Genomic DNA, 23,343 nt, shown 5'->3' on the forward strand with positions numbered 1-23,343 from the left:
GCAGAAAGAAATCTACACACCCCGCGAAACGGCCCGAACACCACCCCCCTCTTAACGTGAAAACCGCTGGTCATCACGCTTTCACCCGGATGGCGGCTTGTATGCGCCCGAGCGTTCGGCGGTCCGGGGCGACCACCTTCGAGTGATCACCCTGCGTTCTCCGGGTTGGGGCCGGTTCCCGCCGGTAACCTGCTCGCCGATGAAGAGGCAGGGGGTATCAGTGGACGCGACACCGATCTACACGGAGCTGCAGCAGCAGCTGATCGACCCGGAGGCCGACAACTGGGGCCTGAGCTCCCCACCGGAGTTCGCGGCGGCGCTCACCGAGAGCGCCGAGTCGGGCGCGGCCGCCGGCACCGAGCAGCGGACCGACGCGGGCACGCGCGCGAAGGGGCGCAGGCACCGCGCCGCCGACTGAGGTCCGGCGACCACCTCACCGGGCCAGCCGAACGCCTCGGCGTGAGGGCGCGACGCCCGTTGCGGGAGACCGGCGCCCGGCCGGCCGCGCGAATGCCTCCGCGCGGGAGCGCGCGAGGACGAGGTGCGCGGGCGGATCGGGGACACGCGCCCGGCCATGTGGCCGAACGGGTCAAGACGTGCAGAACCGCATCGCGGATGACCACGATGCGGTTCTCGTGTGCTCGGGTCCGAACGCCGAGCGCGGGTGTTCGCGGAAACCCCTCCCGTCCGGCGGCGACCTCTCGGTGCGCCTGGGCCCGGGACCGGGGATCCGGGTTTTCAGTCCACGGCGGAGGAGAATTGCGGCAGCGACACCGAAGGAACGGCGGCGTTCTGGCGCTCGTCGAGGGGTTCGGAACGCCGCTCGGAGATGACCTGTTCCGGCTCGCGATCTTCGAGGCGCACCGGGCTCGCGGAAGCGGAGTCGGCGGTGGGTTCCAGATCGTTCTGCTTGCTGAGCCGATCCTTGCTGCGTTGCGCCGCGCCGCGAATCTGTTCGGTCAGCTGGCGGTTCACCTGGCGGGCATCCCGATCTTCCCGTTCCGGGCGCTTCGCCGGGGCAGCAGCGGGTCGCTCCCGCTCCGGTTCCCGCGCGTGCTCGATGTATCGAGCGAACACCCCGCGCAGGCGCTGCGCGTGCCGTTCGCTCAAGTCGATTTCGTAGGTCACACCGTCCAGCGCGAAAGTGACGGTCTGCTGGGCTGGCGACCCGTCAATGTCGTCGACGAGTTCGACCTGAATCCGCTCGGCCATGATCACCTGTCTCGGGAACGTGCCCCGTCTCGATCCGCGACACCTGCAGGCGAGACACCTGCGACCCTGACCCACGTTGTAGCACGCAGCATCGCTGTTGTCTCGCGTCAACGATAGAACAGCACCACCGGCGGCTGAGAACCGCCGTGCGGGGGCACCGTCGACCCACGATCCCGGGCCACCGGGCGAACCACCCGCGACACACGGTAGCGGATCGGCCGCGAAATCGAGAAAGTAATCTCAGGCACAACGGGTCGGCACTTCCCCGTTCCGGTGCCGGTAGCAGCGTCTGGGAGACCCAGGGTGGCACATTTTCGCAACAACGGTTTATTGTTCTGATCGTTCTTCGTACGCTCTTGCGCGAAGGTCAGCAATAACGAACCGGAATCGAGGGTTTTCCAGTGGCGCAGAAGGTCACCGTGCAGCTCGTCGACGACGTCGACGGGTCGGAAGCTGAGTCGACGGTCGAGTTCAGCCTGGACGGCGTCGACTACACCATCGACCTGTCGGCCGACAACGCCGCCAAACTGCGGGACTCGCTGGCGTCGTACGTCTCCAATGCGCGCCGGACGGGCGGTCGCAAGCGCTCCGCGGGGAAGGTCGGCAAGGCCGCCGCGGCTCCGACGGCGGCCGACCGGGAACGCAACCAGGCGATTCGGGAATGGGCCCGGGAGCAGGGCATGCAGGTGTCGGATCGGGGACGCATTCCCTCGGAGATCGTGGACGCCTACGACAAGGCTCAGTGAGCAGGTCGGGATGCCGCGCGGTGCGGCCAGCGCGAGGCCGGACATTTCCGGTCCACGTGGCACCGCGCGGCATTCACGTCTTCGCTGCCGCCGCGGTCAGCCGCGCTCGTTCCGGAAGCGCGTGATCTCCTGCGCGGTCGGCATCGACGCCATGGCGCCGTGGCGGCCGACCGCCAGCGCCGAGGCGGCTGACGCCTCCCGCAGCGCGTCGAGGGCGTCGTACCCCGCCGCCCGCCTGGCCGCGAGGACACCGACGAAGGTGTCGCCCGCCGCGGTGGTGTCCACCGCCCGCACCTGGTGCGCGGGAACCTCCCGCACCTCGCCCGTCCGATCGCCGTGCAGCGCTCCGGCCGATCCGAGCGTGATCACGACTTCCGGAACCCGCCGCAGCAGTTCCGCCAGCGCGTCCCTCGGGCCCGCCCGTCCGGTGAGGACGGCCGCTTCGTGCTCGTTGGGCACCAGCAGGTCCACGTCGGCCAGCAGCCGGTCCGGCAGCTCCGCCGCGGGCGCCGGGGTCAGCACGACCGGCACTCCCGCGGCGCGCGCGGTCGAGGCGGCGGCCGCGACCCCGCTGAGCGGGATCTCCAGTTGCAGCAGCAGCACGTCCGCGCCCGCGATGAGTTCCGCGTCGCCCGGGGCCAGTCCGTCGACCGCCGCGTTGGCCCCGGGGACCACGACGATGGAGTTCCCGCCCTCGTCGTCGACGACGATGTGCGCGGTTCCGCTGCTGCCGGGGGCGGTGCGCAGGCCTCGGGTGCCCACTCCGTAGCCGCGCAGGGCTTCGCGGAGCGCTCCGCCGAAGTCGTCCTCACCGATCGCGCCGATGAGCAGCGACTCGGCTCCGGCCCGCGCGGCCGCGACGGCCTGGTTCGCGCCCTTGCCGCCGGGCGCGGTGCGGAATTCGCGGCCGAGCACGGTTTCCCCGCGTTCGGGCGCGGTTCCGACGTAGGCCACCAGGTCCATGTTGCAGCTGCCGAACACCGCCACCGTCGTCGTCACGCGGCACATGATCCCCCATTCAGCGCGGCGGCGGGTGCGTACCATGCCGAGGATCCGGGGAAGGAGAGGACGAGCAGCGGTGGACTACGTGGTGACGGCGGAGCTCGAACCGCCGGGGACTGTGCGGGGACTCGACGAGTTGCAGCAGCAGGGGGTGGTGGCGCTGCTGGACCGCAGGCTCGCGCTCGTGGAGGGCGTCACCGGCCCGGAGCAGGCAGACATCGACGTGCTGGACTACCGCATCACGCCGGCCTCGGACCGGGCGACCGTGGTGCTGGTGCTGGACTCGCCGTCGCTGGTGTCGGCGGAGTGGGCCGCGGCGACGGTGCTGGACGAGCTGCTCGGTGAGATCGAGCCGCTGAGCGGCTGGACGGTGGCGGACTCGAAGGTGCGGATCACCGAGGACGAGTTCAACCAGAGCCTCGCGGCCGCCGACGTGCTGGCCCCGGAGGATTCCAGCGCGCTGGAGGCGGCGGTGGAGGCCGCGCTGGAGGATTCGGCGGAGCCGGCGATGGAGTCGCGGCAGTGGCGGCGGACGCTGCTGGAGTGCGCGCCGCGGTTGCGGGCGTTCGGCACCGAGGCGTTCGCCGCGGCGGGCGTGGACGAGGTCACGGCCCGGCTGGCGGCGGGGGCGCTGGTGCACGCGGTGTGGGTGGTCACCGACGAGATCTTCTACGACGAGCTGTCGTTGTCGATCAACAACGCGACCGTGGACGAGGCGCGTGGCCTGCTGGTGCTGGAAGAGCTCCCGCCCTGCTACGACGACCGCTACGACTCGGCGTTCGCGCGGGCGTTCCTGCTGGCCTCGGCGGCGGTGACGACGCGGCTGGCGGATCCGGTGTGGACGCCGCCGCGCTGCGTGGCCGAATCGCTGGCGCTGCGGTTGGTGGTGCACGAGGCGCAGGTGCTGCTGGAGGCCGCGGAGTTGCTGGAGTGGTCGGAGAGCACGCCGATCTACGCGCGGTTCGCGGCGGCCGCGTTCCCCGGCGCCGCGCACGACGAGCTCTACGACGTCGACGTCCGCCCGGACGAGGGCTCGGCGGAGTCCGCGAGCGCGGCGGCGGGGGCGCGGTTGCGGGAGCGCGGGCTGGCTTTCGAGCAGTGGTTCGGCCCGAAGGAGGGGGCCGAGGGGCTGCACCCGTACCTGCAGTTCCTCTGAGTTGGCCGGGGCGATGCCGAGGGCCCGCCCGATCGCGCGGATCGGGCGGGCCCTCGGAGTCACTGCTCAGTCCTGGTTGCGCACCGAGTGCGGTGGGACGGTGCTGCCGATGAGGCTGGCGTCGTCGATGGTGCGCGGCTGGTAGGGGCTGTTCGGCAGGTTCTCCAGCATGAGGTTCGTCGGGTCGTCGACCGGTTCGGCGCGGCCGAACAGGAACGCCCACTCGTGCTCGTCGGAGCCGAAGTAGGTGACGGTCTCGAACACCGAGCGGAACCGGTTGTAGGCGCGGACGAGGGTCTCGTTGCGCCACACCGTCGGGCAGCCCGCCTGGAAGGCGACGACGCCGCCGGGGGCGAGGACGGTCTGGCAGCGCTGCAGGAATTCGAGCCCGTAGAGCCGGTTGTGCTGGCCGTCGGCGTCGTCGGCCCGCTCGTCGGGGAGATCGACCACGACGAGGTCGTAGCCCTCCGGCGGGGCCTGCTCCAGGAAGGCGACGCCGTCGCCGAAGTGCAGCGCGATCGGGCCCTCGCCGCGTTGCAGCGCGGGCAGTTCATCGGTGGTGTAGCCGTAGGGCAGGTGTTCGGCGCAGGCCCGGACGCACTCCTCGTCGATGTCGACGTGGTCGACCCGGGTGGCTCCGGCGGCGACGGCGAGCTGGCTGGCGACGCCTTCGCTGGAGCCGATGATGAGCACCCGGTCCAGCTTCGCGGCGAGCAGGAAGCCGGGGACCAGCATGGCCTCGTGGTAGACCAGCTGGGAGAACTCGGTGCTCTGCCGGTCGTCGTCGCAGAACAGCGACACGCCCTGCGAGGTGCGGGCGATGAGCACGTGCTGGTAGGCGGTGTCGCCTTCCCACACGACCTCGTCCACGCGCCACAGCCGCCGCAGGTCGGCGCCCAGGGGTTCGTCGACCCAACGCTGCCCGTCGATTTCGATCAACGGTGCTCCTCCTCGAAACGTCGCCCAGGGTGGGCAGGAACGCACTTCAGGTGTCCATTGTGGAGGGATTGCTCGCCGGCTCGCGGGTGCGCGAGCCGGCGAGCCGGTCACGACAGATCGGGATCGTAGTCCCGTCCGCGGCGGATGGTGCGGGTGTTCACCGAGCCGGGGCGCAGGGCCTCCGCGAGCAGCTCCACCGCGCGTTCGGGCTGCGCGGTGTTCCCGCAGGTGAACACGTCGATGAAGATCGAGCCCTCTTCCGGGTAGGTGTGCAGCGACGCATGGGATTCCGACAGCAATGCCAGCACGGTGACGCCCTGCGGCTCGAACCGCTTGGCGATCACCTGGCACACCGTGGCCTGCGAGCGGCTCAGCGCGCTGTGCAGGGTGTCCCGGAGGAACTGCTCGTCGTCGAGCAGCTGCGCGTCCACTCCGTCGAGCTCGGCGAGTACGTGCTGCCCGGTGAACAGACCGACGGGTTGCAGGGTTCCGGCATCAATCGACATCTATCGACCTCCCAACATTTCGCAGATTTCGCTAGGAACGTGCTCGTTCGAGGGCGGCGTGCGTCCGCTGCGGCGTGCGTCCGCAGCGGTCAGGATCGCTCGTGCCCGTCGATGCAGTAGGTCGGCAGCGGCGGGAAGCCGTTGAAGCCGACCGAGGCGTAGCTGGCGGTGTAGGCACCGGCGCTGAGCAGGTCCACCGCGTCCCCGGGACGCAGGGTCAGCGGCAGCTCGTAGCGGGTGCGCTGGTAGATCACGTCGTCGCCGTCGCAGGTGGGTCCCGCGAGCACGACGGGCCCGGTGGGATCTCCGTCGCGGGAGGTCCGCAGCCGGTAGGTGATGGCCTCCCCCTCGGTCTCGGCGAGCCCGTTGTAGCGGCCGACGTCGAGGTACACCCAGCGCCGGTCGGAGCCGGTCTCCTCGGTGACGAGCACGACCTCGCCGCGCAGCACGCCCGCGTCCCCGACGAGGCGGCGCCCAGGTTCGACCAGGAGCTCCGGGCGCCGCGCGCCGAACTCGCGGTCGAGCGCCCGCTCGATGCTCCGCGCGTAGTCCGCCAGCGGCGGCGCGGCGTCGGTGTAGTGCGCGGGCAGGCCGCCGCCGAGGTTCACCATCCGCGCGTCGACGCCGAGCTCGGCGAGGCCGCGGAAGACCTCGCCCGCGGCGCGGATGCCGTGTTCCCAGGCGGCCGTGTCGTGCTGCTGGGATCCGATGTGGAAGGACACGCCGAACGGGTCGAGCCCCAGCTCGGCGGCGCGGTGCAGCAGCCGGACGGCCGTCTCGGGCGGGCAGCCGAACTTGCGCCCGAACGGGGTGCGGGAGCCGGTGTTGTCCACCAGGACGCGGCAGAACACCTGGGCGCCGGGGGCCTCCTCGGCGATCGCGGTGAGGTCGGACTCGCTGTCGGTGGCGAACAGCCGGACGCCCAGCGCGTGAGCGCGGGCGATGTCGGCGCGCTTCTTGATGGTGTTGCCGTAGGAGATCGCGCCCGGGTCGGCGCCCTGCGCCAGGCAGAGGTCGATCTCGCCGGGGCTGGCGACGTCGAAGGACGAGCCGAGGGCCGCGAGGGCGGCGACGACCTCCGGTTGGGGATTGGCCTTGACCGCGTAGCAGATCCGCGCGTCCGGCAGCGCCGTCCGGAGTTCCGCGTAGCGCTCCCGCACCGCCGCCAGGTCCAGCACCAGGCAGGGGGTGCCGGGTCGGGCGGCGTCCAGGTGGGCCCGGACCCGGTCAGCGGAACGTGCCGCGGTTCCGGCGACGTCGCCGTCGCTCGGGCGGTCCGTCACACCGGTGGTGGCGGACAGGTCGGTCAATCCCGTTACCTCCGTGTTCTCCGGGCCTCGCGCGGCGTGCACCGCCGGGCCGGGTGGGTGGGCGGCCGAGGGCCGACCAAGCACGGTACCGGTCGACGCAGTGGATTACGAACCGATCGGGTGAAACACCCGGGGCCGCGGGGACGAATGTGACCACTCACACGAGAGGTGGGCCGGGCGCTGCAGGCGGGTCGTCGACGAGGTGCAGCGCGAGGTGGAAGTCGACCCGCGCCGGGAGGTTTCCCAGTTCCCGCCCGGTGATCTGCTCGATGCGGCCGATCCGGTAGCGCAGCGTGTTCACGTGCAGGTGCAGCGACCGGGCGCACCGGGACCAGGAGCCGGAGCAGTCGAGGAACACCCGGAGGGTGCGCACCAGCTCGGCGTCGTGGGCGGCGTCGTAGGCGACGAGCGGGCCGAGCAGCTTGTCCCGGTAGGACCGGCGCAGGTCCTCGGGAACGGCGGCGAGCAGCACCCGGTGGGAGGCGAGGGCGTCGGCGGTGACGACGCTGCCCGGGTCGTGCTCGGCGAGCTCGCGCGCCTGCCCCGCCTCCTCCAGCGCGGTGCGGAGCCCGGCGGCGGTGCCGGTGTCGCTGATGCCGGTGCACAGCCGGACGTCGGGGGCGGCGAGGGCGGCGAACTCGCGGAACAGCCCGGGCAGCGCGGCGAGCTGGTCCGCGCCCGCGGCGAACACGGCGGCGGCCGCGTCCCCGAGCGGCGTCGCGGCGGCGGGCAGTCCCGTGGCGGTGGCGAGCTCGCGCAGCACCGCCCCGGCTGCCGCGCCCCGACCGCCCGCGGGCGCGGGGTCGGTCGAGAGCCGCACCACGCGGAGGGGTTCACCGGCAGGCAGACCAGCGGCCTCCAGGCGGGCGGCGATCTCGGCCGCGCTCGCGCTGCCGTCGAGCAGGCCGCGCAGCGCGGCTTCCGCGGCTCGGCCGGCGAGCCGCCGGGCCTGGTCGACCCGGCCGCGCACGAGGGCGACGGCGGTGGCCAGCTCGGCGAGCGCGTCCCTCGGCACGGTCCCGGCGGGGGCGAGGACGAACCAGCGGACGAGGCGCGGTTCGCCGCGGTCGCCGACGACGTGGAACTCCGCGGCGCGCGGCGCGCCGGGCCCGCCCGGGGCCGGCACGGAGCCGGTGTCGGCGGTGGTGCCGTGCAGGGCGGACAGCAGAGCGGCGCGGTCCGGCGGATCGGGGGACCCGGCGAGCACGGCGCCGCTCCCGGACAGCACCCAGCAGCGGGTGCCGAGCTCGGCGGCGGCGAGGCCGAGCACCTGCTCCAGGTCGGCGCCCGCGGCGATCGCGGCGACCCACTCCCGCCCGGCGCCGCGGTGCGCGCCCATGACCCGTTCGGACAGGGTCCCGAAGCTCAGCGCGAGGGGGACCTCCACGAGCGGCAGCCCGTGCGCGCGGCAGGCCTCCACGAGGTCGGCGGGGGTGCTTCCGAGGTGCGCGGTGCCCGCGGCGATCGCGGCGACGCCCGCGTCGGCCAGCGCGGCGGCGAACTCGGCGGAGTCGGCCGGTCCGGTGCGCCACATCAGCCCGGTGAGCACCAGCTCTCCCCCGCTGAGGTAGCGGCGCGGGTCGAGCAGGTCGGTCGTGCAGACGCCGCGCACCACCCGGTCGGCGTCGCCGGTCAGCAGCGTCAGCCCCAGCGCCGGGTCGGAGAGCAGGTCGCTCAGGTGCACGCCGCTCACTGTGCACCTCCGCGGCGCGCCCCGGGAGGCCCGGGCGGATTCACCCGATCGTCATCCACCCGGGCGATCTTCGTAGGAACGCACGAGGGCGCCCCGGTCACCCGTCCGGCATTTCGGGTGTTCCGCCGCTGGTCCTGCCCGGCCCGGCGGTTGTGTACTGGGACCTGACGATCCCCCGACGGAGAGAAGGGCGCCGTGGACTTCCTGCGTCCGGCCTCGTGGCGCGAGGCCTTGGAGATCAGGGCGGCCCGCCCGGAGGCGACCGTGCTGGCCGGCGGCACGGACGTGCTCGTCGAGGTCAACTTCGGGCACCGGCGCCCGGAGGCGCTGCTGGACCTGACGGGGGTGGCGGAGCTCCGGGACTGGGCGGAGCCGGGCGGGCGGGTGCGCGTCGGCGCGGGCGTTCCCTACGCGCGGCTGATCGAGGAGCTGGGCGACCGGCTGCCCGGGTTGGCGATGGCGGCGCGGACCGTGGGCTCCCCGCAGATCCGCAACCGGGGGACGCTCGGCGGCAACCTCGGCTCCGCCTCGCCCGCCGGCGACGGGCATCCGCCGCTGCTGGCGGCGGGGGCGGAGGTGGAGCTGGCCTCGGTGCGCGGGACGCGGACGGTGCCGGTCGCGGAGTTCTTCACCGGCCCGAAGCGCAGCGTGCTCGCCGAGGACGAGCTGATCGCCGCCGTGCTGCTCGACCCGGCGGCCGGGCCGCAGCAGTTCTCCAAGGTCGGCACGCGCAACGCGATGGTGATCGCGGTGTGCGCGTTCGCGCTGGCGCTGGATCCCGCGCGCGAGCGGGTCGGCACCGGGATCGGCTCGGCCGGACCCGTCCCGTTCCGCGCCGCTGCGGCGGAGCGGTTCCTGGTCGGCGAGCTCACCGCGAGCGGGCAGTGGGCGCGGCCCCGCGCGCTGCCGGAACTGGTGGCGAACCGGTTCGGGGAGCTCGTCGCGGCCGCGGCGGCACCGATCGACGACGTGCGGGGCACCGCGGGTTACCGGCGGCACGCGCTCGGCGTGCTGGCGCGGCGCGCGCTGCACCGCACCTGGGACGAGCACCTCGGGAGGGGGCGGCGATGCGCGTGAACTTCACCGTCAACGGACGGCCGCGGCGGGCGGACGACGTGTGGGAGGGCGAGAGCCTGCTCTACGTGCTGCGGGAGCGGCTGGGACTGCCCGGTTCGAAGAACGCGTGCGAGCAGGGCGAGTGCGGCTCGTGCACGGTGACCCTGGACGGGGTGCCGGTGTGCGCCTGCCTGGTCGCGGCCGGCCAGGTGGAGGGCCGCGAGGTCGGCACCGTGGAGGGCCTCGCGGTCGGCGACGAGCTCAGCGACGTGCAGCGGGCGTTCCTGGACGCGGGCGCGGTGCAGTGCGGGTTCTGCACTCCGGGGCTGCTGGTGCAGGCCACGGACCTGTTGGAGCGGCGGCCCGATCCGGCGGACGCGGAGATCCGGGAGGCGCTGGCGGGCAACCTGTGCCGCTGCACCGGCTACGAGAAGATCATGGAGGCGGTGCGGCTGGCGGCGCGGCGGAGGTCCGGCGATGGCTGAGCGGATCGTGCTCGACGGCGCCGCGATCGCCACCGTGGACGGGCCGGAGCACGTCGAGGGGCACGTGGTGGTCAAGGGCGACCGCATCGCGGCGGTCGGCGCGGGCCGGGCGGAGCCGGGGCCGGGCGAGCGGATCGACGTGCGCGGCTGCCTGATCACTCCCGGCCTGGTCAACACCCACCACCACCTGTACCAGCACGCGACGCGCGGCTACGCGGCCGACGCGCCGCTGTTCGAGTGGCTGACGCGGCTGTACCCGGTGTGGGCGGGGCTGGACGAGGACATCGCGCACGCGGCGGCCGCCGCCGGGCTGGCGCGGCTGGCGCTGTCCGGGGCGACCACGGCCGCCGATCACCACTACGTGTTCCCGCGCGGCGGCGGGGACGTGTTCGGCGCGGTCGTGGCCGCGGCCGGGAGCATCGGGCTGCGGCTGCACGCGGTGCGCGGCTCCATGGACCGGGGCCGGTCCCGGGGCGGGTTGCCGCCGGACTCCCTGGTGGAGGACCCGGACGCGGCGCTGGCGGGCACGGACGCGGCGATCGGGCGGTTCCACGACCCGTCGCCGTCGTCGACCGTGCGGGTCGCGGTGGGACCGTGCTCGCCGTTCAGCGCGAGCGAGCGGTTGCTGCGGGACTGCGCGGAGCTCGCCCGGGCGCGCGGGGTGCGGCTGCACACCCACCTCGCGGAGACCGCCGACGAGCAGCGGCAGTGCCTCGCCGAGACCGGCCGCACCCCGGTGGAGTACGCCGACGACGTGGGCTGGCTCGGGCCGGACGTGTGGCTCGCGCACACCGTGCACCTGACGGCGCCGGAGGTGGCGCGGCTGGCGGGCACGGGTACCGGGTCGGCGCACTGCCCCGCCTCGAACGGCAGGCTCGGCGCCGGGACCGCGCCGCTGCGGGAGCTGCTGGACGCTGGCGTGCCGGTGGGGCTCGGCGTGGACGGGGCGGCGTCGAACGAGTCGGGCGGGCTCGGCGAGGAGCTGCGTCAGGCGCTGCTGACCGCCCGCGCCCGCGGTGGCCCCGCGGCCCTGTCGGTGCGGGAAGCGCTGCACGCGGCGACCCTGGGCGGCGCCCGGTGCCTGGGCAGGCAGGAGGAGATCGGCTCGCTGCGGCCCGGCAAGCTCGCCGACCTCGCGGTGTGGCGGCTCGACGGCCTGGAGCACGCCGGGATCGAGGACCCGGTCGCGGCGCTGGTGCTGGGTCCGCCGCCTCCGCTGCGGCTGCTGCTGCGCGGCGGTCGCCCGCTCGTCGAGGACGGGAGGCTCAGCTCGGTGTCCGAAGTCGACCTGGCCAGGGACCTGCGCACCGCGAGCACCGCGATCCGCGCCCGCGCCGAACGCCTGGAGGTGGCCCCATGAGCGGCCCGACGCGCACTCCGCAGCACCTCGACAGCGAGATCGGCGGTGGCATCGGGGAGTCCCCGCAGCGCCCCGACGGCGCGCTGAAGGTGCGCGGCGAGTTCGCCTACGCCTCGGACCTGTGGGCCGAGGACATGCTGTGGGGCGCGACGCTGCGCAGCCCGCACCCGCACGCCCGGATCACCTCGATCGACGTGGGTCCCGCGCTGCGCACCGCCGGGGTGCGCGCGGTGCTCACCGCCGAGGACGTGCCCGGGGACAACCGCTACGGCGTGAAGGAGCGCGACCAGCCGGTGCTGGCCGAGGACGTGGTGCGGTTCCGGGGTGAGCCCGTCGCGCTCGTCGCCGCCGACCACCCGGAGACGGCGCGGCGCGCGCTGGAGCGCATCGAGGTCGGCTACGAGGTGCTGCCCGCCGTCACCGACGCCGAGCTCGCGGCGCACGACACGACGCTGCCGCGGCTGCACGAGAGCGGGAACGTGGTGCGCCACCAGGTGATCCGCCGCGGTGATCCGGATGCGGCGGCCGAGGTCGTCGTCTCCGGCGTCTACACCGTGGGGATGCAGGACCAGGCGTTCCTCGGGCCCGAGGCGGGGCTCGCGCTGCCCGCCGAGGACGGCGGGGTCGACCTGTACCTGGCCACGCAGGACCTGCACTCGGACCGGGCGCAGACGGCGGCCGCGCTCGGGCTCCCGCCGGAGCTGGTGCGGATGACGTTGTCCGGCGTCGGCGGCGCGTTCGGCGGCCGGGAGGACCTGTCCATCCAGGTGCACGTGTGCCTGCTGGCGCTGCGGACGGGCCGGCCGGTGAAGATGGTCTACGGCCGGGAGGAGTCGTTCCACGGGCACGTGCACCGGCATCCGGCGGTGTTGCACTACGAGCACGGCGCCACCCGCGACGGGAGGCTCGTGTACGTGCGGGCCCGGCAGTACTTCGACGGCGGGGCCTACGCCTCGAAGACCCCCGTGGTGGTGGGCAACGCCACCACCCTCGGCGTCGGCCCGTACCGGGTGCCGAACGTGGACCTGGAGTGCTGGGGCCTCTACACGAACAACCCGCCGTGCGGCGCGATGCGCGGGCTCGGCGCCGTGCAACCGACCTTCGCCTACGAGTCCCAGATGGACCGGCTCGCCGAGGAGCTCGGCGTGGATCCGGTGGACCTGCGGATCCGCAACGCCGTCCAGCAGGGCGACGAGCTCCCCACCGGGCAGCGACTGGACTTCCCCGCGCCCGTGGCCGAGCTGCTGCACCGGCTGCGGGCGATGCCGCTGCCTCCGGAGCCCGCCGACCGCGATCTGCGGGAGCTGCCCGGCGGGGTGTCCAACACGACCCGCGGCGAAGGCGTGGTGCGCGGGGTCGGCTACGGGGTGACGATCAAGAACATCTGCTACTCGGAGGGCGCCGACGACTACTCCACCGCCCGGGTGCGGCTCGGGCTCGTCGGCGGCGAACCGCTCGCCGAGGTGCACACCGCCGCCGCCGAGGTCGGGCAGGGCCTGGTCACGGTGCAGCAGCAGATCGCCCGCACCGAGCTCGGCGTCGAGCGGGTCACCATCCACCCCAACGACACCTCGGTAGGCGCCGCCGGCTCCAGCTCCGCGTCCCGGCAGACCTACGTCACCGGCGGAGCGGTGCGGGAGGCCTGCGCGGCCGTGCGGGACGCGGTGCTGCTGCGCGCCGCCGAACTGCACGGGGTGGCGCCCGCCGCGCTGTCCCTGCACGGCGGGAAGGTCATCTCGGCGACGGCCGGGGTGCTCGCCGATCTGGCGGAGGTGCTCGGGGACGGCCCCGTCGAACTCACCCGGGAGTACCACCACCGGCCGACCTTCCCGATGGACGCGACCGGGGCCAGCGAACGGGTCCAGGTGCAGCACGCCTTCTCCGCGCACCGGGCGATCGTCGACGTCGACGTCGAGCTGGGACTGGTCAAGGTGGTGCGGCTGGATTGCGCGCAGGACGTCGGCAAGGCGGTCAACCCCGACGCCGTGCTCGGCCAGATCCACGGCGGCAGCGCGCAGGGTCTCGGACTCGCCGTGATGGAGGAGATCCAGGTTCGGGACGGGGCCATGCGCAACGCCTCGTTCACCGACTACCTCATCCCCACCGTCCTGGACATGCCGCCGATGGAGGTCGCGATCCTCGAACGCGGCGACCCGAACGCGCCCTACGGGGTGCGCGGCGTCGGCGAGCCGCCGACGATCTCCACGACCCCGGCCGTGGTCGCCGCGATCCGCGCGGCCACCGGCAAGGCCCTCACCCACGTGCCCGTCGCACCCCACCACCTCATCTGATCACCGCGACCTCCGGAGCCTCCCCTTGTCCACGACCTCCTCCGACTCCCGCTCGACCGCCGATGCCCGCTGGGCGGCGGAGGCCGTCGAACTCGCCACCCGCAACGTCGAAGCGGGCGGCGGGCCGTTCGGTGCCCTCGTGCTGCGGGACGAGCGCGTCGTCGCCCGCGGCACCAACCTCGTCACCAGCGAGCTCGACCCGACCGCGCACGCCGAGGTGACCGCGTTGCGCCGCGCCTGCCGGGAGCTGGGTTCGTTCAGCCTCAGCGGGTGCGTGCTGGTGAGCTCGTGCGAGCCGTGCCCGATGTGCCTCGGTGCCGCGCTGTGGTCCCGGGTGGACCGGGTCGTGTACGCCGCCGACCGGGACGACGCCGCGCGCGGCGGGTTCGACGACCGGGCCTTCCACGACCTGTTCCGCCACCCCGATCGGCCCTGGCCGACGACGGTCCGGCAGGTCGCGGTGGCGGACCCCGCCGCCCCCTTCCACCGCTGGCAGGCCACCCCCGACCGCATCGCCTACTGAGCGGGTTCGGGTGAGCGGACCGTTCGTCCAGCGGGACGGGACGAACGGTCCGTTCACTCGCGACGGCCCCGGCGATGCGGACTCCGGGGTGAACGGACCGCTGGTCCAGCGGGACGGGACGAACGGTCCGTTCACTCGCGACGGCCCCGGCGATGCGGACTCCGGGGTGAACGGACCATTCGTACGACGAGACTGGACGAGGGGTCCGTTCACTTCGGCACCGCTCCGGAGCGGGTTCGGGTGAACGGACCGTTCATCCAGCGGGATGGGACGAACGGTCCGTTCACTCAGTCGCCTCCCCGGGCGGGCTCGGTAGGGTCGGCGGGGTGCGGGTGGCGGGAGTGGTGCTGGCGGCGGGGGCCGGGCGGCGGTTCGGGATGCCGAAGGCGCTCGTCGAGTACCGGGGCTCGCTGCTGGTGGACCGCGCCGCCCGCGTGCTCGCCGAGGGCGGCTGCGACCCGGTGCTGGTGGTGCTGGGCGCCGCCGAGGCCCAGGTCCGGGCGGAAGCCGAGCTGCGCGGGGTCCGCGCGGTGTCCAATCCGGACTGGAGCACCGGCATGGGCTCCTCGTTCCGGACGGCGCTGACCGCGCTCGACGACGAGCCCGCGGACGTCGCGGCCGCCGTGGTGCTGCCGGTCGACATGCCGGGTGTCACGGCCGAGGCCGTGCGCCGCGTCGTCGCCCGCGCCGCTCCGGACGCGCTGGCCGCCGCTTCGCTGGCGGGCCGCCGCAGTCACCCGGTGTTGCTCGGCCGGGCGCACTGGCGAGGGGCCGCCTCCCGCGCGGTCGGGGACGCGGGTGCGCGCGGTTACCTCCGTGATCGGGCGGTCACCCTGGTGAGGTGCGACGGCATCTCGGAAGGTTTCGATATCGACCGTCCCGCAGACCTCGACCACCGCTAGCCCGTAGAGTCGGCTGTCACGCGTGAGGTGACGCCGAGCGGCACCGCCCGCGGCCGCGACGCCCGCCAGGCAGGCGCGCCGACCCGGGAACGGTGCGACGTCACCGGTCCGCAACAGCGCCGACGGGGAGGCAACATGGCAACCGGACACATCACGGCCAACTACGTGCCGGACGGCGACGACTGGTCGGTGACCGTCTCGACCGGGCAGAACACCCGCACTGCCCGGGCCCCGGGCCTCATCGCCGCCCGCGACCAGGCCGACCAGCTGATCGACCACTTGGCGCCGAACCCCAGCGGCCGCGTCGTGATCCACCTGCTCAACGGCGACGGATTCGCCTTCAGCACCGCGTACTTGCAGGCCCGGCACGGGTTGTCCGACGAGGCGACCCGGCAGGCCGCGGCCGCTGCCGACACCGCGAGCGCGCACGCCGCCAGGTGATCTCCGGCAGGGCCCTCCCGGTCCACCCCTTCTCACTAGGATGGTCGCCGTGAACGCACCGACCAGCAGCCTGCCCGACGGGAGCAACCGGTCTCCCGGCCGCGGACGCCCCCGGGACGCCACGCGAGACGCCGCGCTGCGCACGGCGGCGATGGAAGTGCTCGCCGAGGTCGGCTACCGCGCGCTGACCATGGACGCCGTCGCGGCGCGCGCCCGCGCGGGGAAGGCGACGATCTACCGGCGCTGGGAGTCCAAGCTGGACCTGGTGATCGACACGTGCAACGAGCTCGTGCAGCGCAACATCCCCGAACCGGACCTGGGCAGCGTGCGCGCGGACCTCGGTGAGTTCCTGCGCGCGTTCGCCGCGTTCCTCACCGGGCCCGCGGGCAAGGCCGCGCAGGCGCTGGTGGGCGAGCTGCCGCACGAGCGCGAGCTGGCGGCGGCGTTCCGGGAGTCCTTCCTGCTGCCGCAGCGCGATGTGCTGCGGCGGATCGTGGACCGCGGCGTGCAGCGCGGTGAGATCAGCGCGCAGGCGCCGATGGACACCGTGGTGGAGCTGGCCGGCGCGGCCCTGCTGCACCGGCTGATGCTCACCGGCGAGCCGCTGGACTCCCGCTTCGTCGATCACCTGCTGGACGACGCCCTGCTGCCCCTCCTGCACCGCGGTTGAGCGGGATGGCGCCGGTGCGCGGCAGCGTGGCCCGGTTGCACCGCTGGCCGGTGAAGTCGCTGCGCGGGGAGGCGGTGACCGCGGCCCGCTTCGACGAGCGCGGCATGGCGGGCGACCGCGCGCACGTGCTCGTGGACCTGCGACCGAACCGCGCGGGCAAGGTGCTCACGGTTCGGCAGAACCCGGCGCTGCTGCACTGGTCCGGCGCGTACGGGGAGGTCGTGGATCCGGGTGGTCCGCCGGTGCTGCGCGACCCGGAGGGGAAGGCCTGGCGGTGGGAGGACCCGGCGCTGCCGGAGGCGTTGACGTCGTCGTTGGGAATTCCGCTGAGCCTGCGCAGCGAGGTGGGCAACCAGGACCGCGGGCCCACGGTGCTCGTCACGCTGCGCTCCACCGCGGAGGCGTTGAGCGCGGAACTGGGCGACGAGGTGGACCTGCTGCGGTTCCGGCCGAACCTGCACCTGGACCTGGACGCGGCGCCGTTCGCGGAACTGGAGTGGGAGCCCGGCACGACCGTCGAGGCCGGGGAGGTCCGGCTGGAGATCGTGGGGCCGGACTCGGGGCCGTGCGTGCGGTGCGTGGTGCCGAGCTGGGACGCGGGCGGACGTGCGCGGTGGAAGGAACTCCAGACCCGGCTGATCCAGGGGCACGGCAACCGGTTCGGCACCATCGTGCGCGCCACCCGCGGCGGCACGGTGCGGCGCGGAGACGCCGTCGTGGTGCGGCGGCCGGGCTGACCGGGGCCGATCCGCCGGGCGCGGGCAGCGGTGCCCGCCGCCCGCGCGGCGCGCCGTTCGTCAGCGGAAGATCTTGCGCACCACGATGACGGCGACCAGCGCGCCGACACCGATCATCGCGTAGCGCACCCGCGGATCGTTCAACTTCTCCTGCACACTGGCCTTACCGGACTCCACGAACCGCTTCGGGTCCGCCTTGGTGGTCAACTCGTCCAGTGTCACGGCCAGCGAATCGCGCGCCTTCTCGATGTCGCGCTGAATGGCGTCCGGATCACGAGCCACGCCGTCCTCCTCATGTTCACCTGGCTGGTGACACCGTAGATCACACGCAGCGGAGCGACCCACCGACGGTTCCCCGAACTCGGGGATCGGGCCGCGGAGTGAACCACCCGGCCGAGGACACAACGGACATCACCACCCGTTAGGCTGGTCCGCACTGGGGGCCGTAGCCCAATTGGCAGAGGCACTAGGTTTAGGTCCTAGCCAGTGCGGGTTCGAGTCCCGCCGGCCTCACGCACGCCGGGGCGGCGGTGCTCTCGGGCAGCCGAGCACCGCGTGCCGGATCTCCGCTCACCCGTTGACGTAGGTGAGCACCGCCAGCACGCGCCGGTGGCCGCTGTCCCCCGCGGGCAGGTCGAGCTTGCGGAAGATGTTGCCGATGTGCTTGGACACGGCGCGCTCGGTGACCACGAGGGCGCTGGAGATCGCGGCGTTGTCGAGTCCCTGCGCCATCAGGTGCAGCACCTCCCGCTCGCGGTCGGTGAGCGCGGCCAGCGGGGAGCCCCGGTTCAGCAGCTGCGAGACCACTTCCGGGTCCAGGGCGGTGCCGCCCGCCGCGACCCGCTCCAGGGCTTCGAGGAACTCCTCGACCCGTCCCACCCGGTCCTTGAGCAGGTAACCGGTGCCTCCCGCTCCCGAGGCGAGGAGTTCGGCGGCGTAGGTCTGCTCGACGTACTGGGACAGCACCAGCACCGGCAGTCCCGGCAGCAGCCTGCGCACGTCGAGGGCCGCCCGCAGCCCCTCGTCCCGGAAGTGCGGCGGCATCCGGACGTCGAGGACGGCGAGGTCGGGCCGGTGCTCCAGCAGGGTGGGCACGATGGCGGGTCCGCTGGTGGCGATCCCGACGACCTCGTGCCCGGCGGAGGCCGCGAGCAGCGCGATCCCCTCCCGCAGCAGGGCGTTGTCCTCCGCGATCACCAGTCGCACGGCAGCACCGCCTCGATCTCGGTGCCGCCCCCGGCGGGGCTGGTGATCTCGACGGTGCCGTCGAGCGCGGCGAGCCTGCGGCGGATGCCGACCAGACCGCTGCCGCCGCCGGGGTCGGCGCCGCCCACGCCGTCGTCGCGCACGAGCACCCGGAGGCGGTCGCCGTCCGGTTCGACGAGGACTTCGGCGCGCCCGGCGGCGCTGTGCTTCGTGACGTTGGTGAGCGCCTCGGCGACGAGGAAGTAGGCGGCGGCCTCCACGGGGGCGGGCGGTCGCGGCAGCCGCTCGGGGATCCGCACCAGCACGGGAACGCTGCGCCCGCCCGCGAGCGCGTGCACGGCGCCGCCGAGGCCCCGGTCGGCGAGGATCGGCGGGTAGATGCCGCGGACGATGCCGCGCAGCTCGCCGAGCGAGTCCTCGATGCTCGTCCTGGCCTCCCGGAGCAGGGCGCGGGCCCCGTCCGGGTCGGCGCCGAAGGAGCGCTCGGCGAGTCCGAGCCGCACGGAGGCGGACACCAGCTGCGCCTGCACGCCGTCGTGCAGGTCGCGTTCGATGCGTCGCAGCTCGGCGCCGTGCGATTCGACCGCCTCGCTGCGGGTCTCGGCGAGCCGCCGCACCCGCTCCGCCAGCAGCGCCCGGCCCGTGGGCCGCAGCAGCGACGCCGACATCCGGGCCAGCGCGCGCGCCAGCCACGGCAGGCCGAACAGCTGGAGCAGCACGTACAGCGCCGCCTGCAGGAACGGCAGGGTGAGCGCCTGCGGCCAGGTCCGGACGTCGACGAACGCGCTCGCCGTGCCGGGTGGGAGCAGCCACCACCAGGCGGGCATCGTGAGGCTGTAGAGGATCGCGGGCGGGAGCCCGATCACGAGCGCCGCGACCGGGATGCCGATCAGGCCGTGCACCGGCAGCCACAGCAGGTCGCGCCACGTCGCCGGATCCGCCAGCGCGGTGCGGAATCGTCGCCACGGCCCGCCGGCCAGCTCCCGGTACGGCGTGGGGACCGGGACGCCGAGCAGCGCACCGACCCGGGCGCGTTCGAGGTCCGCGAGCGCGCGCACCGGCCGGGGCGATTCGGGCACCAGAGCCACCAGCAGGATCAGCAGCGGGGCGAACGGCGCCGCGATCAGAGCGGGCAGGGCGGTCCGCAGGGCGTCGAGCAGCACCCCTGCCGCCTCGGCGCTGCGCCTGATCGCTGCGTTCATCGTCTCCCCGGCCACTGCCGCCGTGACGTGCGGCGACATCGGCGAACTCTACCCGGCACCACCGGCGGGGTGTAGCTGGCTACACCCCGAACCGGGGAGCTGGAGCCGCTGTGCCGCAACGGGTTCCGCCCTAGCGTGGTGATCACCGCGGCGGGCCCTCCGCCGCGACGCTCCTCGCCGCGGGCCGATCTCGCCCGCGCCCTCCCGGAAGGAAGTCCACCGTGGTCGCGCTTTCCCCCGAGCGGCAGCGCTCGGGACTCGGCGGGTTCGTCGCCCGTCGCCCGATGCTCGTGTTCTTCGTCCTCGCCTTCGGGCTGAGCTGGGCGGCGTGGGTGCCCTACGTGCTGTCCGATCAGGGCATGGGGTTGGTGCACTTCCGCTTCCCGGAGCTGTTCGGCAGTCCGCAGCTGCTCTCGTTGCTGCCGGGTGCCTACCTGGGGCCGATCGCGGCGGCGTTCGCGGTGACCGCGATCGCCGACGGGCGGGCCGGGCTCCGGCGCTGGGCCGGGCGGTTGTTCCGGTGGCGGGTCAGCTGGGTCTGGTACGCGGTGGTGCTGCTCGGCGTGCCGCTGCTGCTGAGCCTGGTGAGCCTGCCGTTCTCCGGCTGGGAGGTGCGGATGCCCCCGGCGTGGGTGTTCGCGGCCTACGTTCCCGCACTGGTGCTGCAGCTGCTCACGACCGGGCTCGCCGAGGAGCCGGGTTGGCGGGACTTCGCGCTGCCCCGGATGCAGCCGCGCTTCGGTCCGATGCTGGGAACGCTGCTGCTCGGGGTGATGTGGGGGGCGTGGCACCTGCCGCTGTTCCTCACCGAGTGGGGCGGTTACCCGAACGTGCGCTGGACGCAGCCCTTCGAGTTCGTGCTCGCTGCCGTGGTGTTCAGCTTCGTCATGACCTGGGTGTTCAACCGCACCGGGGAGAGCCTGCCGCTGGCGATGCTCTTGCACGTGGGCGTGAACAACTTCTTCTCCGTCGCGTGGCTGGAGATGTTCCCCGGAGTGGACCCGCACGGCGATTCGACGCACATCCAGCTGATCGCCTGGTCGGCCGTCGGGCTGGTGCTGATCGTGGCGACCCGGGGTCGGCTCGGTTACCGGAGGGCGCAGGAGCGCGGGTGAGCCGCGGCGGCGGGGCCGCCTCGTCCCACGTCCCGGGCGACCGACCCGTGGTGCCGCCGGGCGGCGAGCTGGGCTCGGCCGCGAGGGTGGCGCCCCCGCTCGTCGCGGCCTCCCCGGTCATCCGCCGTACCGCTCCCCCGCGACGGCGGCCAGGTGCCCGAGGTGCACGACGGCCGGGGCCGCACCGCCGAGGGGGCGGTGGGCCCCGGCGGCGCGGGCGGGGTCGACGCCCCGGCAGGGCTGGTGAGCTGGGCCGATACGATGGCCGGGTGAGTGAAGCGGTGGACGAGAATCACGAGGACTTGCCGGAGCAGATGCGCATCCGGCGGGAGAAGCTGGACCGGCTGCGCGAGGCCGGGGTAGACCCCTATCCGGTCGGCTACCCGCGCACCACCTCGATCGGCCCCGTTCGCGAGAAACACGAGGGCTTGGAGCCGGACACGCCGACCGGCGACCGCGTCTCCGTCACCGGCCGGGTGCTGCTGTATCGCACCGGCGGCAAGCTGTGCTTCGCCACGATCCGCGACGACAGCGGCTCCATCCAGATCATGCTGGCGCTGGACAAGGTCGGCGCCGAGGCGCTGGACGCCTGGAAGTCCGATGTGGATCTCGGCGACCACGTGGGCATCACCGGCGAGGTGATCACCTCGAAGCGCGGCGAGCTCTCGATCATGGCCGACGAGTGGACCCTGACCTCGAAGTGCCTGCGGCCGCTGCCGGAGAAGCACAAGGGCCTGTCCGACCCCGAGGCCCGGGTGCGGCAGCGCTACGTCGACCTCATCGTCAATCCCGAAGCGCGCCAGCTGGTGCACCAGCGGGGCAAGGCGGTGCAGGCGCTGCGGTCGGTCCTGCTGGAGCGGGACTACCTCGAGGTCGAGACCCCGATGCTCCAGCAGGTGCACGGCGGGGCCACGGCCCGGCCGTTCACCACGCACATCAACGCCTACGACCTCGACCTGTACCTGCGCATCGCGCCGGAGCTGTTCCTGAAGCGGCTCGTGGTCGGCGGTGTGGAGAAGGTCTTCGAGATCAACCGCAACTTCCGCAACGAGGGCGCGGACTCCACGCACAACCCCGAGTTCACGATGCTGGAGTTCTACGAGGCCTACGGCGACTACGACACCGCCGCCGAGCTCACGGCGGAGCTCATCCGGCAGGCCGCGAGGGCCGTGTTCGGCGACTTCGTGGTGCGCCATCCCGAGCACGGGGACATCGACCTCGGCGGCGAGTGGCCGTCGATCACGCTGTACGGCTCGGTGTCCGACGCGCTCGGCGCGGAGATCACCCCCCGCACGCCCGTGGCGACCCTGCGCGAGCTGGCCGACGGGAAGGGGATCGCCTGGGACCCGTCCTGGGGCCCGGGCAAGCTGGTGGAGCACCTGTTCGAGGAGCTCGTCGAGCACTCGCTGATCCGGCCGACCTTCGTCCGGGACTTCCCGCTGGAGACCAGCCCGCTCACCCGCCAGCACCGGGAGGACCCGCTGCTGACGGAGAAGTGGGACCTGATCGGTTTCGGCATGGAGCTGGGCACCGGCTTCTCCGAACTGGTCGACCCGGTGGAGCAGCGGCGCAGGCTCACCGAGCAGTCGATGCTGGCGGCCGGCGGGGACGCCGAGGCCATGCAGCTCGACGAGGACTTCCTGCGCGCGCTGGAGTACGGGATGCCCCCCACCGGCGGGGTCGGCATCGGCATCGACCGGATGCTGATGGCCTTCACCGGCAAGGGGATCCGGGAGACGATCCTGTTCCCGATGGTCAAGCCGAACTGAATCCGAGGCTGGACGAACCCCCGGGGCCTGCGCGGCGCCGGGGGTTCGTCGTGCCGGGACCCCGATCCCCGCCGGTCAGCCCGGTTCCGGAGCGGGCGGTTGGCGAGCTGGCCGCTCGGGCACGTCGAACGCGAGGGGCGACACAGCGGATACGAGGCGCGGCACTCGTCGACGACGACTCCGCCGAGCCCGAGCAGCCGCTGCGCGTCCGGGACCGCGCGCTGTTCAGCCGCTGGTCGTCGGTCATCACCACGACCGCGTTCGGCTTCCGGACCCGCAGCGGCGAGCGCGCCGGGTTCGGGCCCGCGCCCCGGTCGGCAGCGCCCCCGGCGATGGCACCAACGCCAGCGGAATCCGGATTCGGGACGGGAGCCCAGCGCTGCGCCCCGCGTTCCCGGCGAATCGAGGTTCACCGGGAACGGGAGCTCGTTCAGGCGCGTCCGTTGGGGGACCTCGCGGCGCCGGATCGCTTCCGGCGCTCGATCAGTAGCCGTCGCCGCCGAAGAACATCTCCTCCACCTGATCCGCGGTGTCGGAGACGAGCTGCAGGGGGTCGACGAACTCGTTGATGTCCAGGTGCAGCAGCGGCAACGAGTGCCGCAGCACCACGTGTTCACCCATGATCACGGCGCCGCAGACGACGGAGGTCTCGCCGATCTCCTTGAGCAACCGGTGCAGGTCGACGTCGGCGACGAGACCGCAGACCGAGGCGATCTGAACCCAATCCTCGTGCCCGTCGAGGACCTCGCGACAGACGATGATGACCTGGCTTCGCTCGTCCTCGTACTCGATGAGGATGCGGATCTCGTCCCCGGAATCGTCGAGGACCCGGTATTCGGACCGGACGAAAGCGGCGATGTCCTCCCACGTGGCCAACGGAACTCCCGAGGTCGTCGGTTCTGCTGCCGCGAGACTAGTGCAGTGATCACCAACCGGAAACACGACGAGAGCGTGATCCGCTTGCCCCGAATGCCCGCCCGCGGACCGGACTTCCACCACTCCCCGTGCGCCCCGCACCCGCA

At 73.5% G+C, this 23,343-nt stretch carries 24 protein-coding genes and 1 tRNA gene; 15 read left to right on the plus strand and 10 right to left on the minus strand.

All coding sequences use genetic code 11. The annotated features are described in order from the left end of the window. Positions 1-199 precede the first annotated feature (199 nt). Entirely contained in the window at positions 200-418 is a 219-nt protein-coding gene (locus ACL03H_RS20005) for a hypothetical protein (RefSeq protein ID WP_412812807.1), read from the plus strand. Positions 419-738: 320 nt separating this feature from the next. On the opposite strand, the gene ACL03H_RS20010 is transcribed toward ACL03H_RS20005, so the two are convergent. Then, positions 739-1,212, minus strand: coding sequence for a histone-like nucleoid-structuring protein Lsr2 (locus ACL03H_RS20010; RefSeq protein ID WP_412812808.1), 474 nt, complete (start codon positions 1,210-1,212; stop codon positions 739-741). 401 nt (positions 1,213-1,613) lie between these two features. On the opposite strand from ACL03H_RS20010, the gene ACL03H_RS20015 reads away from it, so the two are divergent. Beyond that, positions 1,614-1,958, plus strand: coding sequence for a histone-like nucleoid-structuring protein Lsr2 (locus tag ACL03H_RS20015; RefSeq protein WP_412812809.1), 345 nt, complete (start codon positions 1,614-1,616; stop codon positions 1,956-1,958). 96 nt (positions 1,959-2,054) lie between these two features. Here the strand turns inward: ACL03H_RS20015 and ACL03H_RS20020 are convergent, their stop codons facing one another. Then, positions 2,055-2,957: a ribokinase gene (locus ACL03H_RS20020; protein WP_412812810.1), complete on the minus strand. Its 903-nt coding sequence runs from the start codon at positions 2,955-2,957 to the stop codon at positions 2,055-2,057. Positions 2,958-3,036: 79 nt separating this feature from the next. On the opposite strand from ACL03H_RS20020, the gene ACL03H_RS20025 reads away from it, so the two are divergent. Next, positions 3,037-4,116: a hypothetical protein gene (locus ACL03H_RS20025; RefSeq protein WP_412812811.1), complete on the plus strand. Its 1,080-nt coding sequence runs from the start codon at positions 3,037-3,039 to the stop codon at positions 4,114-4,116. Between the two features lie 66 nt (positions 4,117-4,182). Here the strand turns inward: ACL03H_RS20025 and ACL03H_RS20030 are convergent, their stop codons facing one another. From ACL03H_RS20030 to ACL03H_RS20045, 4 genes are all read right to left on the minus strand, one after another. Continuing rightward, a complete protein-coding gene (locus ACL03H_RS20030; protein WP_412812812.1) occupies positions 4,183-5,055 on the minus strand; it encodes a spermidine synthase in 873 nt (290 codons plus the stop codon). 107 nt (positions 5,056-5,162) lie between these two features. Continuing rightward, positions 5,163-5,561 (minus strand): adenosylmethionine decarboxylase, encoded by a 399-nt coding sequence (gene speD / locus ACL03H_RS20035; protein WP_412812813.1) that lies wholly within the window; start codon positions 5,559-5,561, stop codon positions 5,163-5,165. 89 nt (positions 5,562-5,650) lie between these two features. Then, positions 5,651-6,871, minus strand: coding sequence for a type III PLP-dependent enzyme (locus ACL03H_RS20040; protein WP_412812814.1), 1,221 nt, complete (start codon positions 6,869-6,871; stop codon positions 5,651-5,653). Between the two features lie 157 nt (positions 6,872-7,028). Then, complete coding sequence (locus tag ACL03H_RS20045) at positions 7,029-8,564, minus strand: helix-turn-helix domain-containing protein (RefSeq protein WP_412812815.1); 1,536 nt, start codon at positions 8,562-8,564, stop codon at positions 7,029-7,031. Between the two features lie 195 nt (positions 8,565-8,759). Here ACL03H_RS20045 and ACL03H_RS20050 point away from each other — a divergent pair, with 195 nt between their 5' ends. From ACL03H_RS20050 to ACL03H_RS20090, 9 genes are all read left to right on the plus strand, one after another. Continuing rightward, positions 8,760-9,641, plus strand: a complete 882-nt coding sequence (locus tag ACL03H_RS20050; RefSeq protein WP_412812816.1) for an FAD binding domain-containing protein — start codon at positions 8,760-8,762, stop codon at positions 9,639-9,641. Beyond that, a complete protein-coding gene (locus tag ACL03H_RS20055) occupies positions 9,632-10,105 on the plus strand; it encodes a (2Fe-2S)-binding protein (RefSeq protein WP_412812817.1) in 474 nt (157 codons plus the stop codon). The genes ACL03H_RS20050 and ACL03H_RS20055 overlap by 10 nt, the downstream gene beginning before the upstream one ends. After that, positions 10,098-11,465, plus strand: coding sequence for an 8-oxoguanine deaminase (locus tag ACL03H_RS20060; protein ID WP_412812818.1), 1,368 nt, complete (start codon positions 10,098-10,100; stop codon positions 11,463-11,465). The genes ACL03H_RS20055 and ACL03H_RS20060 overlap by 8 nt, the downstream gene beginning before the upstream one ends. After that, positions 11,462-13,756, plus strand: coding sequence for a xanthine dehydrogenase subunit D (gene pucD, locus ACL03H_RS20065; RefSeq protein ID WP_412812819.1), 2,295 nt, complete (start codon positions 11,462-11,464; stop codon positions 13,754-13,756). Before ACL03H_RS20060 ends, pucD begins: the two co-directional genes overlap by 4 nt. Positions 13,757-13,781: 25 nt before the next feature. Beyond that, positions 13,782-14,279 carry a nucleoside deaminase gene (locus ACL03H_RS20070; protein WP_412812820.1) on the plus strand — a complete coding sequence of 166 codons (498 nt, stop codon included), beginning with the start codon at positions 13,782-13,784 and terminating at the stop codon, positions 14,277-14,279. 326 nt (positions 14,280-14,605) lie between these two features. Next, positions 14,606-15,181 (plus strand): nucleotidyltransferase family protein, encoded by a 576-nt coding sequence (locus tag ACL03H_RS20075; protein WP_412812821.1) that lies wholly within the window; start codon positions 14,606-14,608, stop codon positions 15,179-15,181. Between the two features lie 135 nt (positions 15,182-15,316). Then, entirely contained in the window at positions 15,317-15,622 is a 306-nt protein-coding gene (locus ACL03H_RS20080; RefSeq protein ID WP_412812822.1) for a hypothetical protein, read from the plus strand. Positions 15,623-15,671: 49 nt separating this feature from the next. Further along, positions 15,672-16,292, plus strand: coding sequence for a TetR/AcrR family transcriptional regulator (locus tag ACL03H_RS20085; protein WP_412812823.1), 621 nt, complete (start codon positions 15,672-15,674; stop codon positions 16,290-16,292). Between the two features lie 14 nt (positions 16,293-16,306). Further along, complete coding sequence (locus ACL03H_RS20090; RefSeq protein ID WP_412812824.1) at positions 16,307-17,029, plus strand: MOSC domain-containing protein; 723 nt, start codon at positions 16,307-16,309, stop codon at positions 17,027-17,029. 60 nt (positions 17,030-17,089) lie between these two features. Here the strand turns inward: ACL03H_RS20090 and ACL03H_RS20095 are convergent, their stop codons facing one another. Beyond that, the gene (locus tag ACL03H_RS20095) at positions 17,090-17,311 is read right to left on the minus strand and encodes a DUF3618 domain-containing protein (protein WP_412812825.1); all 222 of its coding nucleotides are present in this window, start codon (positions 17,309-17,311) and stop codon (positions 17,090-17,092) included. Positions 17,312-17,468: 157 nt separating this feature from the next. Between ACL03H_RS20095 and ACL03H_RS20100 the strand changes: the two genes are divergently transcribed. Then, positions 17,469-17,542, plus strand: a tRNA-Leu gene (locus tag ACL03H_RS20100). A 57-nt stretch (positions 17,543-17,599) separates the two neighbouring features. Here the strand turns inward: ACL03H_RS20100 and ACL03H_RS20105 are convergent. Together ACL03H_RS20105 and ACL03H_RS20110 are read right to left on the minus strand one after the other, a co-directional pair. Next, positions 17,600-18,235, minus strand: coding sequence for a response regulator transcription factor (locus ACL03H_RS20105; RefSeq protein WP_412812826.1), 636 nt, complete (start codon positions 18,233-18,235; stop codon positions 17,600-17,602). Beyond that, entirely contained in the window at positions 18,223-19,476 is a 1,254-nt protein-coding gene (locus ACL03H_RS20110; RefSeq protein WP_412812827.1) for a sensor histidine kinase, read from the minus strand. The genes ACL03H_RS20105 and ACL03H_RS20110 overlap by 13 nt, the downstream gene beginning before the upstream one ends. A 182-nt stretch (positions 19,477-19,658) precedes the next feature. On the opposite strand from ACL03H_RS20110, the gene ACL03H_RS20115 reads away from it, so the two are divergent. Both ACL03H_RS20115 and lysX read left to right on the plus strand, forming a co-directional pair. Continuing rightward, positions 19,659-20,552 carry a CPBP family intramembrane glutamic endopeptidase gene (locus ACL03H_RS20115; RefSeq protein WP_412812828.1) on the plus strand — a complete coding sequence of 298 codons (894 nt, stop codon included), beginning with the start codon at positions 19,659-19,661 and terminating at the stop codon, positions 20,550-20,552. 269 nt (positions 20,553-20,821) lie between these two features. Continuing rightward, a complete protein-coding gene (gene lysX, locus ACL03H_RS20120) occupies positions 20,822-22,321 on the plus strand; it encodes a bifunctional lysylphosphatidylglycerol synthetase/lysine--tRNA ligase LysX (protein ID WP_412812829.1) in 1,500 nt (499 codons plus the stop codon). A gap of 483 nt (positions 22,322-22,804) precedes the next feature. Here lysX and ACL03H_RS20125 read toward each other — a convergent pair whose 3' ends face one another. Further along, positions 22,805-23,197, minus strand: a complete 393-nt coding sequence (locus ACL03H_RS20125; RefSeq protein WP_412812830.1) for a hypothetical protein — start codon at positions 23,195-23,197, stop codon at positions 22,805-22,807. Positions 23,198-23,343: the final 146 nt, after the last annotated feature.

It is taken from the genome of Saccharopolyspora antibiotica, from assembly GCF_047200635.1.
Lineage (GTDB): Bacteria > Actinomycetota > Actinomycetes > Mycobacteriales > Pseudonocardiaceae > Saccharopolyspora_C.

Coding starts and splice junctions, on each gene's coding strand:
- ACL03H_RS20005 (WP_412812807.1), top strand. CDS start 200: ATGAAGAGGCAGGGGGTATCAGTGGACGCGACACCGATCTACACGGAG.
- ACL03H_RS20010 (WP_412812808.1), bottom strand. CDS start 1,212: ATGGCCGAGCGGATTCAGGTCGAACTCGTCGACGACATTGACGGGTCG.
- speD (WP_412812813.1), bottom strand. CDS start 5,561: ATGTCGATTGATGCCGGAACCCTGCAACCCGTCGGTCTGTTCACCGGG.
- ACL03H_RS20055 (WP_412812817.1), top strand. CDS start 9,632: ATGCGCGTGAACTTCACCGTCAACGGACGGCCGCGGCGGGCGGACGAC.
- ACL03H_RS20060 (WP_412812818.1), top strand. CDS start 10,098: ATGGCTGAGCGGATCGTGCTCGACGGCGCCGCGATCGCCACCGTGGAC.
- pucD (WP_412812819.1), top strand. CDS start 11,462: ATGAGCGGCCCGACGCGCACTCCGCAGCACCTCGACAGCGAGATCGGC.
- ACL03H_RS20080 (WP_412812822.1), top strand. CDS start 15,317: ATGGCAACCGGACACATCACGGCCAACTACGTGCCGGACGGCGACGAC.
- ACL03H_RS20110 (WP_412812827.1), bottom strand. CDS start 19,476: ATGTCGCCGCACGTCACGGCGGCAGTGGCCGGGGAGACGATGAACGCA.